Annotated in this window: 19 protein-coding genes; 13 read left to right on the top strand and 6 right to left on the bottom strand. The window is 43.5% G+C overall.

Annotated features, from left to right (window positions below; genetic code table 11):
- Positions 1-138 precede the first annotated feature (138 nt).
- Positions 139-993, top strand: a complete 855-nt coding sequence (locus P2W70_RS08520; protein ID WP_276481015.1) for a HEPN domain-containing protein — start codon at positions 139-141, stop codon at positions 991-993.
- Between the two features lie 5 nt (positions 994-998).
- Here P2W70_RS08520 and P2W70_RS34430 read toward each other — a convergent pair whose 3' ends face one another.
- A complete protein-coding gene (locus tag P2W70_RS34430; protein WP_420832389.1) occupies positions 999-1,289 on the bottom strand; it encodes a helix-turn-helix domain-containing protein in 291 nt (96 codons plus the stop codon).
- A 1,224-nt stretch (positions 1,290-2,513) separates the two neighbouring features.
- Between P2W70_RS34430 and P2W70_RS08515 the strand changes: the two genes are divergently transcribed.
- The 3 genes from P2W70_RS08515 to P2W70_RS08505 all read left to right on the top strand — a co-directional run bounded on the left by P2W70_RS08515 (position 2,514) and on the right by P2W70_RS08505 (position 4,290).
- Entirely contained in the window at positions 2,514-3,191 is a 678-nt protein-coding gene (locus P2W70_RS08515; RefSeq protein WP_276481014.1) for a hypothetical protein, read from the top strand.
- 277 nt (positions 3,192-3,468) lie between these two features.
- The gene (locus P2W70_RS08510; RefSeq protein WP_276481013.1) at positions 3,469-3,873 is read left to right on the top strand and encodes a hypothetical protein; all 405 of its coding nucleotides are present in this window, start codon (positions 3,469-3,471) and stop codon (positions 3,871-3,873) included.
- Between the two features lie 84 nt (positions 3,874-3,957).
- Positions 3,958-4,290 carry a hypothetical protein gene (locus P2W70_RS08505; RefSeq protein ID WP_276481012.1) on the top strand — a complete coding sequence of 111 codons (333 nt, stop codon included), beginning with the start codon at positions 3,958-3,960 and terminating at the stop codon, positions 4,288-4,290.
- Here the strand turns inward: P2W70_RS08505 and P2W70_RS08500 are convergent.
- Together P2W70_RS08500 and P2W70_RS08495 are read right to left on the bottom strand one after the other, a co-directional pair.
- A complete protein-coding gene (locus P2W70_RS08500; RefSeq protein ID WP_276481011.1) occupies positions 4,287-5,354 on the bottom strand; it encodes an AraC family transcriptional regulator in 1,068 nt (355 codons plus the stop codon). The genes P2W70_RS08505 and P2W70_RS08500 overlap by 4 nt on opposite strands.
- 244 nt (positions 5,355-5,598) lie before the next feature.
- Positions 5,599-6,183 (bottom strand): hypothetical protein, encoded by a 585-nt coding sequence (locus P2W70_RS08495; RefSeq protein ID WP_276481010.1) that lies wholly within the window; start codon positions 6,181-6,183, stop codon positions 5,599-5,601.
- A 557-nt stretch (positions 6,184-6,740) separates the two neighbouring features.
- Between P2W70_RS08495 and P2W70_RS08490 the strand changes: the two genes are divergently transcribed.
- The 7 genes from P2W70_RS08490 to P2W70_RS08460 all read left to right on the top strand — a co-directional run bounded on the left by P2W70_RS08490 (position 6,741) and on the right by P2W70_RS08460 (position 9,935).
- Positions 6,741-6,980 carry a hypothetical protein gene (locus P2W70_RS08490; protein WP_276481009.1) on the top strand — a complete coding sequence of 80 codons (240 nt, stop codon included), beginning with the start codon at positions 6,741-6,743 and terminating at the stop codon, positions 6,978-6,980.
- Positions 6,981-7,031: 51 nt separating this feature from the next.
- Positions 7,032-7,238: a hypothetical protein gene (locus P2W70_RS08485; protein ID WP_276481008.1), complete on the top strand. Its 207-nt coding sequence runs from the start codon at positions 7,032-7,034 to the stop codon at positions 7,236-7,238.
- Between the two features lie 43 nt (positions 7,239-7,281).
- Positions 7,282-7,758 (top strand): hypothetical protein, encoded by a 477-nt coding sequence (locus tag P2W70_RS08480; RefSeq protein ID WP_276481007.1) that lies wholly within the window; start codon positions 7,282-7,284, stop codon positions 7,756-7,758.
- A 49-nt stretch (positions 7,759-7,807) separates the two neighbouring features.
- Positions 7,808-8,188 carry a hypothetical protein gene (locus P2W70_RS08475; RefSeq protein WP_276481006.1) on the top strand — a complete coding sequence of 127 codons (381 nt, stop codon included), beginning with the start codon at positions 7,808-7,810 and terminating at the stop codon, positions 8,186-8,188.
- 258 nt (positions 8,189-8,446) lie between these two features.
- Positions 8,447-8,758, top strand: coding sequence for a J domain-containing protein (locus P2W70_RS08470; protein ID WP_276481005.1), 312 nt, complete (start codon positions 8,447-8,449; stop codon positions 8,756-8,758).
- A 39-nt stretch (positions 8,759-8,797) separates the two neighbouring features.
- Positions 8,798-9,169, top strand: a complete 372-nt coding sequence (locus tag P2W70_RS08465; RefSeq protein ID WP_276481004.1) for a MutS N-terminal domain-containing protein — start codon at positions 8,798-8,800, stop codon at positions 9,167-9,169.
- Positions 9,170-9,461: 292 nt separating this feature from the next.
- Positions 9,462-9,935: a hypothetical protein gene (locus P2W70_RS08460; RefSeq protein WP_276481003.1), complete on the top strand. Its 474-nt coding sequence runs from the start codon at positions 9,462-9,464 to the stop codon at positions 9,933-9,935.
- A 352-nt stretch (positions 9,936-10,287) separates the two neighbouring features.
- On the opposite strand, the gene P2W70_RS08455 is transcribed toward P2W70_RS08460, so the two are convergent.
- Both P2W70_RS08455 and P2W70_RS08450 read right to left on the bottom strand, forming a co-directional pair.
- The gene (locus tag P2W70_RS08455) at positions 10,288-10,623 is read right to left on the bottom strand and encodes a hypothetical protein (protein WP_276481002.1); all 336 of its coding nucleotides are present in this window, start codon (positions 10,621-10,623) and stop codon (positions 10,288-10,290) included.
- Positions 10,620-10,916 (bottom strand): hypothetical protein, encoded by a 297-nt coding sequence (locus P2W70_RS08450; RefSeq protein WP_276481001.1) that lies wholly within the window; start codon positions 10,914-10,916, stop codon positions 10,620-10,622. Before P2W70_RS08450 ends, P2W70_RS08455 begins: the two co-directional genes overlap by 4 nt.
- Before the next feature lie 403 nt (positions 10,917-11,319).
- Between P2W70_RS08450 and P2W70_RS08445 the strand changes: the two genes are divergently transcribed.
- Positions 11,320-11,790, top strand: coding sequence for a JAB domain-containing protein (locus P2W70_RS08445; RefSeq protein ID WP_276481000.1), 471 nt, complete (start codon positions 11,320-11,322; stop codon positions 11,788-11,790).
- A 122-nt stretch (positions 11,791-11,912) separates the two neighbouring features.
- On the opposite strand, the gene P2W70_RS08440 is transcribed toward P2W70_RS08445, so the two are convergent.
- On the bottom strand, positions 11,913-12,917 hold the full coding sequence (locus tag P2W70_RS08440; protein WP_276480999.1) for a FecR family protein: 1,005 nt from the start codon (positions 12,915-12,917) through the stop codon (positions 11,913-11,915).
- Between the two features lie 362 nt (positions 12,918-13,279).
- Between P2W70_RS08440 and P2W70_RS08435 the strand changes: the two genes are divergently transcribed.
- Positions 13,280-14,128, top strand: a complete 849-nt coding sequence (locus P2W70_RS08435) for a toprim domain-containing protein (protein WP_276480998.1) — start codon at positions 13,280-13,282, stop codon at positions 14,126-14,128.
- Positions 14,129-14,143: the final 15 nt, after the last annotated feature.

Below are 14,143 nucleotides of genomic sequence, written 5' to 3'. Positions count from 1 at the left end.
CAATACAAAAGACAAAACTGGTCTAAAATGACCTACTTTCACCAAGTAAGATGATTGTAGGCAGGCACGATAATCGATTAGATTGAACTATATTTGTCGGTCATTATTATAATTATACTCCAATCAGACCAAACAAGCATGAAACCATCCTTCGACCAATTACCTGAAAAAAAACAGCATGAAATCCGCATGATTGTGGAATTCATTAAACAGGTAGTAGATCCCGAAATGGTTATTCTGTTTGGCAGTTATGCGAAAAACACTTTCGTAGAGGACCGCTATATATCCGAAGGAACTGTACACGAATACATTAGTGATTACGACTTCCTGGTGGTAACAAAGGAGAGTATCGAAAAGACGTATGAACTTGAGAATAAGATCCTTGAAATGGCTGACAAATTTGATCCGCCAGTAAATCTGGAAATCCATGGAGTTGATTTCATCAACAAAGGACTGGAATGGGGAAGCTACTTTTGGGTCGATATAATTGAAGAGGGAATAGTTCTCTACGACAAACAAACAGTGAGCTTTAAGAGACCAAGACCACTTTCAGCCTTGGAAAGGAAGACTAAAGCCTTAGGACATTTTGAAACCTGGTTCCCGCGGGCCCAAAAGCTACTTAAAGGAGCTCATTTCTACTATAAAGAGGGAGACTATAACTTATCGGACTTCCAACTGCATCAGACTGCTGAAACACTCTATTACACGGTACTATTGGTTTTCACCGATTATAAACCCAAAGTCCATAACCTCTGGAAACTTAGAAAAAAAGCAAAACCCTATTCAGAAGAGCTACACATCCAATTTCGAACAGAAACTGACAAAAATGATGAACGACTCTTTGAACTTTTGAAACAGGGATATATAGAAGCTCGATATAAGCCAATATGGAAAATAAGTGAACCTGACACTAAGCTTCTAATAGACAGAATTGAAAAGATGATTACTATAGTGGAAAGAATTTGTACTGACCACATATCTAAAATTGATTAGAATTTCTACATTCTTTTCTTGCTACGCTTTGGTAGTGGACTTCTCCAATTTACATTATCAGGAAGAGATCCATCATAGTCAGCCAATTGTTTTATTGATACTTTCAACTCCTTTGCTATTCTGTATAGTATCTGTAAGCCAATATTTTCCAAGCCCCTTTCGTATCGACTAAGCATACTGTCACTAATACCACTCAATGTTGCCAGGTCAAGTAACGTTAGTCCTCGATGCTTCCTAATAACCCGAATCCGTTTTCCAATTCTTACTAATTCACTCTCAAAATTTTCTGAAACCATGATAACTTATTAATCCTGAAAGCTGCCCCAATAGTGAAAAATAAAAATGTAGCTATAGCTACATTTTTATATCTTTTGTCCTATATTCGCTTTGAAATAGCGTTTATTCCTTTATGCCAGTAACTCGGGTGCGTGAGAAACACCAAGATGCTGATAAAGGACATAACATATAAAATCATTAAGTGCAGGGTTCATTTCTTTTGCCAGAACAGGAGCATTTTCTCACGCCCCGATTTTGGTAACAGGAACCCTGCCTTATCTTTTTACACCGACACTCAACATTCGATTCATGCACTGATAATCTTCAGCTGCATACATTCAACATGCTTTATTGTGGTTTTCAGTATGACCTGGTTGACATGGTTGAATAAACTAGTGCCCGTTTAAGTATTCCATGAAAACCGCGGAGGGAGCTAGTCCCTCCCTCCGCTTTTTACACATTCGTTCATCTATGCCCAGCACCATGAATCATTCAATATTTAATACCGCTTGCAATCCGGAAAAAGTTGCTGAAGTAATTGAAAGGCCACATGCAGATCACTCAACGGTGCGAAACAGCTCGACAAAAAAGTCAATCCCGACTACAGCCGAGCGACTTAATTACCGACCCTCAATTTCACTTTCACAAACGAACTTCTCTTGTGTTACAGTATATAAGTGTCCTCATCAATTTTCTCTCTCATCAGGTGATAGTGTTAAATACCCCTTCTATTATAAAACACCCACCAGTCGAGGTGGCAATGGAACGAATTATACAGATAGCAATCTCCACAAAGTATCGGTTTCTTTGAACTACTTGGGTGGAAAAGGAAAGGTGGGTTTAATAGATACCTTCCCGAATGCTCAATCGGGCTTTGGGAGGGTATCCTTCTTTATTCCCTACCCTGCGTTAATGAACGCCCCCAAATGCCTTCACACCCGATATCTCGATTTTACAGAAACAGAATTCGGATGCCGCTTAATATTTCAAAATATTCAAACAACTCATTCAGGCGACTTACCTGACATTTACCGGCATTGTGACTCATGCCCGCTTTACGGAAGCGGATAGAAATAAGTTCCCGCCTTATAATGGAGGAACCTTTATCTTCTTTCGAACTAGCCGTGGTGGTTTTCCAATTCAAATCTTTTGTTCACAAGGAGGTAGAATACAGGTTCCCCATTTGGGGCGGGACATTTACAATTCGTCAATAAACCGTACTCATTAACATTTAATCTTACTCCATGGCAATATCAACTTCCAATCACACCACCCTTGATCAAAGCCCAGGGCTGCATGGACTAAACCAAGCCTTAGAAATCATCGACAACTTCTTCAGCGCATATCACCATATCGATGCCATAAGAGGCCTGAAACTTTTGCTCACAATGTCGACCCAGGATGGCAGAGAGAAAAAACTAACCCAGCGGGCAAGTCAAACCCTCTACTTTACCGAAATGCTGACACTACTACTGGAAGCAAGCTGGATTTTATGTCCTAAGAAACACCCTGAAAGCCTCGCCATCATCAGCCTATCAACAGACAGCCAAAAGGACTACCTAGACCCGCTCCTATTTGTTACTCCCCAGTACATCAATTGCGCATTCGATTCATTCCCCCGCAATTTATCCCGCAAAGAGTTCCTGAACCCTTACAGGGTATTCCCAAAGTTGTTCAAAGAACACTCGTTATCTGATTGGAATGAAAAAATCAACAACATTTTACACCGGGCCTTAAGCAGGTTTCAGAGCGATATTACTACCTCCGAATTCCACCTATATAAACAGCCCAGGCTACTAGGCAAAATGATCGATGCCTGCCATTTGATTTACGTAAGAGAAAAACTAAACAAAACTAATCTATCGACATCCGAAGCCAATGAAACAGCAGAAAATAATTCCACCGAGATTACGAAAGCCTAATATGGAGTTGAAACACTTCTCAGGAACCCGTCTCCGGAAACGTGATGATGATTTCAATAAACTGCTACATAGTGTGGTGCTTGAGCTACTACGCTTAGTGAAAGCAATGAAAGCCGAAATCGCTGAAATCAAGCGGCAAATAGCATCCCAGGAAAACCAAACCTCACATAGAAAATGACTTTCGAAAGAATGGCTTGAGGACGATCACCAAGTTTCACCTGTAAAAACACATCAATTACTAATTCAGATTGCACCTAGTTGGATAAAACATTCTCTTATGTCAATTAGAATCATGTTTTTTGCATTTAACCCCGAAGCGACTTTTCGAATAAATCATTCCTTCCTGGAAAATGAACGAATTAACGTGACGGGGTATGTTTCCTGTTCGGATAATTACCTCGAACTATATCGTCAACTGTCACCTGATATTATTTGCTACCACTTTGGCACCATTAACATAGCCCGGTATGAATACGAATTCTCCTGCAAACTACTAGCCGTAACAGAATATTTTTGCCAGGAAGATCAACGACTCACTATGGACCTCGCAAAAAGCAAAACTAATAGCGGCCTAAATATCGTCGGTTATGTACAAAACGAAAAGCACCTGTTAGCCTCGGCTATTAATCTGGTTGATTCAGGAAAAGAATGCTATTTTCCTGAAGGGGTGACGCCACAATAAATACATGTACCATAGTGAAATGGTGCTCCAAAATTTCTATTTATGAATTAACCTAAACAATCTTAACCATTCAAATCTCAACCCATGACGTATTATATCGATGCTTTTTGGGGAAATCAGCACTTCTTTGCGACAGAAGACTATGAGAGCTACGATCAATTAGTTACTATGTACTCAAAACTCCAGCGTCACCTCACCCAAGCTGCCGGGTTTACGCTTCGTGTTACAGTTCGTCCGGGGAATCGGGCTACCGTACCCGAAAATGAGTTTGCCCATGATACCAGCAATGGAAAAGGGTTTATTATTAGCTTGAAAAGTAAATACCGAAAGGCTATCCTGGTCGCAGGTCAGTCCTATGACTTGCTTATTAGGAAATTTCACATTCTTTTTAGAGCGCTTTCGCACCTCTTAGCCTAAGCAATACCGCCTTTAAGGATACACCCAACTCCTATCGAGACCAACAAGCAAGTAATATTTGAAAGCCTTTGCCACTGTGAAAGCGTTACATTCTCCAGCGCATAAAATGCCCGGCGAAGATTATTATAGTTGGTAAATCCGCAGGCCACTGCCACCTCTGACAATGTCAGATGCGGATAAAACTGCATGAGTCTTTTTGCCTCCCGGATACGCTCATACAGCAAGTAGTGATAAGGCGTTATTCCAAATACTGTCTTGAATAGCTCCTTGAAGTAAGTAATGTTCATGCCTGCAGAACGCGCCCAATAACGTAACTGCTGTCTGGAAGCCAGGTGCTTCTTGATCTCAGCTTTTACCCTGAACAGGCTCTCAATTTGAAGTTCACTGATCTGCCGGTGGGATTGTTTCACCGCACGAGCTTCCACCACCTCCCTGATTAAGTCTTCGACAAGCGACTCATTACCTGGATCTCTTAGAAGATCCTCCATTCTGTCCAGGACACGAATACTGGCAAAGCCCGGACCGCCGTGTAAAATGATGGTTTGATTGGTACCAATGCCCTCCGCTATCTCAAAAATTGCGGGGTGGTTGATCTTGAGCTTTGCGAACCACTGAGGGTCGATCTGCAGGTCAAAAGCTACGTACAATTCATTCTTCCTCAGCTGCATTTCGCTGTTCACCCACGGTGCAACCACCATATTTACCTGACCTTGCATTAAATAAAACCTACTCCCGTTAAGTTGATAACGGATGTGGTTATCGATCATGATCCGGAAGCCGAGGAACTGAGTGCCATACTCTACCCTCAATACCTGGTCACGGGCAGGTATAAAGGTGCTCTTATAAATCGTATAATTCGGTTGGGAATAGGTTTGTAGCAGGAATTGACCCGCAGGAGGTGCTGCTTCGAAGGTTGTTGCACCCGGTATATAGCTATCCGGTTTCAACAACGCAGTCGCTTGGTCGTGTTCCTGGAAGCGGATAACCCCTTCAGGAGCAAACATCCTAATCATAGGCTTTGGGTTAATTGTTATGGATAGAGAGTTGCTCGCCTTCTTGTCCATAAGCCTTCATAGGTTAGATTTACTGCAGACAGCAGTCCCTGTTCCGAAATTAAACAACTCTTACCTCATTTCAATACTCCCACTTCGTGGTATTGTACGGGTTTTAGTATCGATTGGTTGGATTGTTAATCGGTTATACATGCCTGATTAAATATAATTTAATCTCAGAGACCAGAGAAGCCTCGGATTTAACACTTTATATGCAAAGTAGAGGGATACATAAGCCTATGACAGGCAATAAACATCAACCAAGTGGGTAAAATAAAAGGCTCAACTGCTTATCTTGATCCAGTCGGACCATAGGCCGGCTGGTGGCCCCTTGTAATACTGTGCAGGTAGGATCTTCATACAGGTTGCCAACATCTACCCCCAGATGTTCACAGAACTCGGCAATCATGTCCAGGTCGAAAAATGTAACCTCGCCATCTTCTTCAAAAGTCAGCGGAAATCCGTAGTTGACATCAGGGTCCTTTTTACTGCCCCGGGATTCTATCTCCCGGACCAGCTCGCCCTGGTCATATAACAGGAAGTAAGCATACCCGACTAAATCATTGTAACAGACTTGAAAAAAGACCGTTTGTAAATCGGAAGAGACTTGTCTGGCAAGGTCATGTAGCTTTTTGTAGCTATTCACCTCAATTAGGATTCGATCCTTCCCACCATTTACTACGTATAAGGTCGGATCAGCATCAATATCGGCCAGTACTTCACACACTGCTGCTTGTATGGGGGCATCATTAACAATCGTCTCAAAGCCCGAATACTGTTGCAGAATGTCCAAAAGCTGTTCCTGCTGTGTAGAGATTACAAAACACGCTATAAGGTTCATGTAGTGTTGTTGGTAGAGTGGTACTGTGGAACCTAAGTTACACCCCCCTTTACGGCTCGTCAAAAAATTATTTTCATTATCCGTGTCCATTCAGAATCCAGATGCCTGGTTATCACAAGTTTCCGTGGTTCTCAGCCAGATGATACTTTTATGTGAATGGAAGACCATCTGGCATTCTCCCCTTCTATGACGATTTTGCTGCAATCAGTAGGCCAGAATTATTTCCCAAAACCTCGACTTTACTACTATTTATTAAACGGTAAATATCCTGGGAAGGGAAACGGTATGTAGCCAGCACTAGTTCATCAATCCAGCGTCCGTTGCGTCGCACTCTTGTGCACTTTCCTATCCTGCAACCAGGTTCATTTTCCCTATACAGTATTGCATTACTCCGAGCCTGCGAACATCCCTGGCAAAAAATCTCCACCGCCAGGGCGGTAGTATTTTTTGCTGGTAGGCTGTTCTTCGGCCTTCGTCCTGCAATTAGCCGCTTTGCGTGCCAAAAAGAAAGAACGCGGCGCACATGCCGCCTTTCATTCACCTAAAACTTTTTGGTTATGCAAGTACCTAACAAGCTCCACGAAATCGCCACCATTATCCACAAAGACCGTAGTCCCGTGTACTACGGCGCCCTCCCATACCTCGATGCCATGGGAGACCGCCAAAGCGTAAATGACAACTACGGCGCTGACACCGGTCGAAGTGTAGTAAACTATTTCCTTGCCAACGCCCGCACATGGCGCGGAGAGACAGCCAAAGCGGTAAAGGCAAAACTCAACGAACTGGTGAAACAGTAGAAACAACTCCCGCATCCGTACCCTTTTTTCTTCACCTCAAAATTTACCAGTATGCAAGCTAACCAGCTATCGCGCCTCATGTACCTGTCATGGGAGATTCAACGCACCCGGCAAAGCAACCGTTCGAAAGCGCTTGCCGCTGCATGGGCTATTGTCAGCAATGCAGACGTTACCATCTACTACCTATTGCGCAAGCACAGCACCAGCAAACCCGTGCAAGAGACAGCAGCGGGCAAACTCACCCTTTTTCATTCATGATCAAAAACTACCCACGCGCCCGGGTTGGTAGAGGCGCCTTGTTATGAAATACTTTTCAGGATGTAACACGTTAGAAGACGTTAAGAAGCTATACAAACAACTCGCATTAGAGCATCATCCGGATCGCGGAGGCGATACGGCCACCATGCAGGAGATTAACAAAGAGTACGCTTTTGCCTGCGCCTTTATCTCCAAAAATGAAGGCATGACAGATGCCGAAGTTGATCAGGAACTGAAGATGTCCGAAGAGTACCGCCAGAAGATAGAACAGATTATTCACCTACCCGGTATCATCATCGAAATAGTTGGCAACTGGATTTGGGTAACCGGTGATACCCGCGCAGTAAAAGATGCCATCAAAGCTGCCGGGTATTTCTTCGCCAGTCAAAAAAAGGCTTGGTACTACCGAAATGAGGCTTTCAGAAGCCACGGTAAAGGCGGCACCCTTGAACAGATCCGCGCGAAATACGGTTCCCAGTCCGTCGCATCCCAAGGACGCAAAATCATCGATCAGGAGTAACAATGGTTACTCCTTCTCCCTCCATTTATCAACATCAAAAAATCACATTATGTCACTGAAAAATATGAACAATGTGCAGCGTGCAAAACTCCTTGCCGTCCTGCTGCCGGAAGAACTTCCCGCTTTCTTAGAGGCCATGAAAGACTATTGCGACCAAATTACCGCCGATCCTGACACGGTGCAAACATCTTTTGACAACAATCCTAACCCCATTCTTTCCGCTCGTGATTGGATCAATATGGCCAAGGAAACACGCACCAGTATTGACAGGTATGGCGTAAGACTTACAAAAGCTACCCTATTCGCCGATCAGCTTTTTGACGGTTTTCTCGCACTCTACACTTCTCATTGTATCGCCTGCTACGCGAAAACACTACCAGATCAAAACCCTTTCAGGAAAGCCGCTACACTACTTTTTTACATCGATTAAAACCACCGTTATGCAATTACAACTCAGGATATCCGGCAGCGTCCTGCTGCCGGATAATGACCAGTGGCAATTCAGGTTCCAGATTGAAAGCGCTAGTTCAGACCGCCTTTACATTATATCTCAAAATAAAAGAAGAAGGCATTGGGCCTGTAACTGCCCCGGCTGGAAAAGACACCGCCACTGTAAGCACCTCGAAGCACTTGGGCTACCCGGCAATGAACAACCCTGCGAAGTAAACATCATTAAAACTTAAATACTATGGCAAAAGGATTTTTAGACGGCTACAAAACCTATGACACAACGGGCGGTTTTGGCGATCCCGACAAATGGCGCAATGCCTTCAATGAGCGGATGACGGAAGATGAAGCCCGCCGCGTTTTGATCAATGCGGAGAAATCGCCTTACGAAATTTTGGGCGTTCCCCCAACAGCCGCCATTGCCGCAATAAAAAAGGCTTTCCGAATCCTTATTAACGAGTGGCATCCTGACAAGAATCAGCACCGGATTTCAGAAGCGGAGGAGATTAGTAAAAGGCTCATTGCCGCCTACTCCCTTCTTACCAATCCTTAAAACGTAGTCACTTTCACCACACACAAACAACATATGACTATGAATAACACACAAGACAATATCAACGAGTTTATCCAAGACCTTCGCCAGCGCTTGGCCGCTGATTACCCCAATTCAATTATCCTGCTCAAAACGGAAGGTGCCTATTTATCAATTCGAGAGGACGCAGAATTGATAAGCTATTTGCTGAACCTGCCACTACGGGAGCCTACTGCTCGCATCCCGGTAGTTCATACCGTATTCCCACTACATGCTTTCGATCAGTACGTGGGCATCCTGAATAAAGGACAATTATCGGTTGGCGTCTGTTCACAGGAAAACTCCCCCGATGGTGCATTAAGCCCGCGCTTACACTATTCTAAATCTGACGTCAAGCAGGCAGCCTTTCGGCTGCCGCTTGATTTTTTATAAAAAAGCTGCTGCCCTGGCGGGCAGCAGCTTCGTTTGGCAGATGGTTATTAATGCCTTAAGCAAACGCTCCCAGCCAACATTTAACACCAGCACCAAAAAGAGTCTCTTTTAACGTTCCTAATTTTCGTATATTTGGTTCGATTTCGTTGCCAGATCTGGGCGTGAGAAAGCCAGACCTTGACAACAGAAATCCGGCTTTTTATCTTTTGGGTAGCAGCCTAATAGTTGCCCATTCATGCTGTCTTTTTGTTGTTCACGCTGGATTTATTAACAAATAAATTCCTTTGCAAACATGAACAACGCTTTCACTCCACCGGCATTTACCGGCTATTTCGATGAAAAGAAATTCATCGACGCTATTATGTGCTTCGCAAAAATGCGTAATAGCCTCAACACCCTCTCCCACAACCTCATGTATCAGTTACCCCGTGCAGCAGGTCCGTGGACATCACCTTCCGATTATCACTTTACTGCATATTGCCTGGAGGTTATCCTGAGGCGGCACTACGCCCCTTTTAAGCCTTCGCTACAAACCTTAAAATTTACAATTCCTCCTTCTGAGATTGCCGAACTAATCTTCCAGGCACACCAATTGCCTGCCGAGCCAATCGTTAAAGTGTGCAGCTATAATCGATTCCTGGACGCAGGTAGAATCATAGGACGGGACGAAAACGGTAAGGATTCATCACTCATCAAAATTGTAGTCGACAACAACAATTGGGTCCAAACCGCATATCCTGTCTCTGCACCAATTTCTAACTTATAAAATCCCTACCCTTGGATAAGTAATTCGATCAGACTCCGAACTATCATCTCGAATTTATCAAAGCACTGCAAAGCGGGGACAGTTTGGCAATTGAGCACTTACGGAGTTGCTATACTTTCCCCTTAGTCTTCATTCTTATGGGGATCACCCGTAGCTTTCCTGTGTCATTTCAGACAATGCTTAAGACATTTGAAATTGCAGAAAGTAAAATTTCTTCTTATACTAATGATCCGCCCAATGATCTCTTCTTCTGGCTATTTAAGATCCTTGAGGAACACCTAGGTTCCACTACCGAAAAAAAGATCTACCATGACCAATTGCTTTCGCTTATTAGAATGACCAGGCCACCCTACTAAATAGCAATCAGGTCTAGCAACACCGTTTTGCCTTTTCCCGTACGCCCTATCTGCAGCTGATAAAGACAACCAACCGGACACCGGTAAAAGTCGATGGAATGTTTGCCAATGTAGTACGTGCGAGATGCTGAAAGGTAAACAGACAACTGAATTTTTTTTCCGGTATCTGAAATGGTAAAATACCCGTTAATTCCAGGCACCTTTGCCCAAATTTTGAAATCAAGGATAGCATCGAATATGTCATTGGGAAGTGGCCCCGGCAGGTATTCATACTGCCGGGGTTCATATCCCTGAGTGATCGCCTGTTTCCAGGATAATACTGTTCCCCTCATAAAGGTTGTTTCGAAATCAGTGAATTGATCCGTTCACTCATTTCTTTTAAGCCGGCCTTTTGCAACAGCTCGTCTTTAACCCCGGCCAATTCATCGAACAATTGCCCTTCAACAGAAGCGAGTAAGCCGCCTTTTTCTCCATCTCCTTTGGCAGCAATTCCCACTTCAATAATCTTGGAGAGAATCAATACTTGCTTTCTCGGAAGGTGTAATACCAGCTTCACCGAATCGGTCATACCTGGCGATGCGAGGACCGTTTCATACAACACTGCAAATTCCTTTTGACTAAGCATACACTTCTTTTTTTGTGAAACCCATTCATTAATCAATACAAAACTATCTCACTAAATACACGAATGGATAATTCACCAGTATCCTTATCCGCACAGGTAAAATAGGCGAATCTCAACTCATTGTCCCGAAATCCAATGTTCCATAAGAATCTTTTTGACTCATTCAAATATGAAATCATTCTAAACACTCTTTAAAACCTTTAACAGATATGAGGAAGGCAGTAGTTTTTCGTTCTCCGAATTATTCCGAAAGTTCGGCTGATCGCGGCAGAGCGTCCAAACAGTTCGGCATAAACACCTATCCGTCGCGCATAGCCGTCTTTTATTCCGCCTGCTGGTTTGGACTTGTTTGCGATCATCCGGTGCACTGTTCCATAATTCTTTAACGCTAAAACTATTTATTATGGAACACACAGTAGTTGATATCAACTTGCAAAATGTTGCGGAAATTGAATTTACCTACCGTAATAAAATTCCGGCTTCAAAGCGGCCTACACTTACAACCTCCAGGGACAGCTACAAAATCTTTCTAGGCCATTGGAATATGGACAGGATTCAATTTATTGAGGAAATCAAAATCTTACTCCTTAACGCATCGCGCAAAGTCCTAGGAATCGTTCATTTAGGAACGGGAGGCATCTCCGCCACCGTCGTAGACCTTCGGATAATTTATGGAATAGCATTAAAGACTTGCGCTTGTCAAATTATTCTTTGCCACAACCATCCATCAGGAGGGCTGACGCCTAGTATGTCAGACCAAAAAATAACCAGAAAATTAAAAGAAGCTGGAGAACTGCTGGACATAAACTTTCTCGACCACCTCATCATTTCAGATACAGAATACTATTCATTTGCCGACGAGGGGTTGTTATAACCCCTTTTTTGATCACTCACTCGATATTCTACTCAAAACATAAACAACCTACCTGCTTCAGTCCTAGAAGAAACATGTTCTCCTTATGAACTATCACCAACGTTAAGCCATCGCTATACGGATCATGGAAACTCCACTACGCTGAAACGGTCTCCCGTTAACTTGTTCAACTTCCCCAATACCTTCCCAAGTGGAAGATTGCGGGATACCGGGCCAAAATGATAGCGGGCTGAGTTATCTCCGTATTTAGACAATTTTAACCTGACAGCGTACCATTGTTCAATCTCATTCTTTATTGCTTCCAGATTGTCATCCTCGAAATAGAAAACATTATCTCTAACACCTACAAAACTTCGTAGCTTGGATGATTTCCATTCAAACCATTCGCCAGGATGCACATTCACAACGTCCCCTACTTTCAGTCTCGTAAACTTACTTCCCTTTGTCACAGTAAGTAATCCTTTCTCCAGGCTAATTGTCGTTGGGCCACCTTCGTAGCTTTTCACGATAAACTTAGACCCTGTCGTTTCAATTTTGGCACCATTTGAATAAACATTAAAAAGGCCTCCCCTTTTACTAGGTACAGAGAAATAAGCCTGTCCGGTAACAGAAACAGACCTTTCACACTCAAGTTGGGAAATATCCATTGCCAATTCAGCTAGGGGATCTAGTTGCACATTGCTGCTGTCAGGAAGCGTGACTGCCAAGGGCCTTTTCGGCAATGCAATTACCTTATTCGTTAATCTTAGTTCCCCAGCAGAATCTCTGCTTTTGCCGTAAACTAGTTGCCCGTTTGCTCGCCTGTATAATGTTATTCCGTTCTGTGTAGCTATTAACCCTGTATCGTATGTAGCAAAAGGGAAATGAATGCCGTTTGACAACTCTATCACTCCGGCTGTATCTCCCCTGGCAGGAAGCATTTTGATCTCCACGATTTCCTTCGAAATCCCGCCCCCCATATCTGCTTTTCCTTGAAACAGGCATCTGTAGCCAATCACACCAATGATAATCAACGAAAATATGGCAAGCCAAATCCATCGACCTGAGAACCCCAGTCCCAACGTTGACGAAGCCGGTGAATCATCAGATTGTATTTCCTTAATTTCTTGATCCGAAGAATATTTCATAGATAAGGAGTGTACTCATTCTATATACCGATAAAAAGTGAAAAATTACTACAACATACGGCCACTTTATTCTATACATAATTATCTAGTACCCGCTATTGCAAACGATTTTAAGTACTCCTGCTCCATAGTCAAACTATTACTCCAGCGCTTGATTTCCTGCTAACCCATTCCGTTGAAGGAAGTTAAAACTGCCACCTTTCGGGCAATTAGGCTGTTATCCCCGGGAGTATCCTCCACCCGTATCCTAATTCGCACTGGTATTTATCTCCCTGTCAGACAGCCATAGCTTTGTAGCAGATACGATATGTGAATAAAGAAAACAGTGTGTTATGAATATCCGGCAAGCAAAAGACCTGGACATGGTCGATTACCTCTCCTCGCTTGGTTATAAGCCCCAAAGAATAAGCGGCAAAAATTACTGGTATTACTCGCCGCTTCGTGACGAAAAAACCCCCTCCTTCAAAATCAATCGATCTATGAACCGTTGGTTTGATTTTAGCGAAGGGAAAGGCGGTAACCTGGTGGACTTCGGAGTGGCCTATTTTAAATGTACCCTACCAGATTTCTTACAGCGCCTCATCGCACCAGGATATCATCATAGCCCGGTTCAGCAACCGGCAAAGTCAGTCACAACCTCCCCCGAGGATACGATCAAGATTAACCTGGTAAAACCTATTGAATCCTTTCCCCTGATCAAATATCTCCGCGACCGCAGGATCCCTCCAAAAATCGCCGCTGAGCACCTTAGGGAGGTTAATTACAGTTTGCATGGCAAAAACTACTATGCACTTGGCTTTCGCAATGATCAGGGTGGTTACGAACTGCGCAACCAGTACGTAAAGGCTTCCAGCTCCCCCAAGGCAAGCACCTTCATTAATCAGGAAGCCAGCAGCCTGGCAGTATTCGAGGGCTTCTTTGATTTCCTTTCCTATAAGACAATCACCAATCCGCAAAACCATGGACTGACAAACTACTTAATCCTCAACTCGGCCTCTTTCTTTGACCAGCAATTACCCACCATGCGGCAGCATGATACAGTACGTTTATTTCTGGACAACGACAATACGGGAAACAAGCTCACCACAGCAGCCTTGTTACTCGATCCAAAAAGGTTTATTGACGAACGCCGATTATACCGGCATTACAATGATCTCAATGCTTTTTGTCAACACCTGGGAAAGTCTCAAAAAATGCAACAAAAGCCATGATCCTTTGATCGGCCA

Source organism: Paraflavitalea pollutisoli, assembly GCF_029360705.1.
GTDB classification, from domain to species: domain Bacteria; phylum Bacteroidota; class Bacteroidia; order Chitinophagales; family Chitinophagaceae; genus Paraflavitalea; species Paraflavitalea pollutisoli.
Note: the sequence above shows the minus strand (reverse complement) of the source record. Positions and strands in the feature narration are given on the sequence as shown.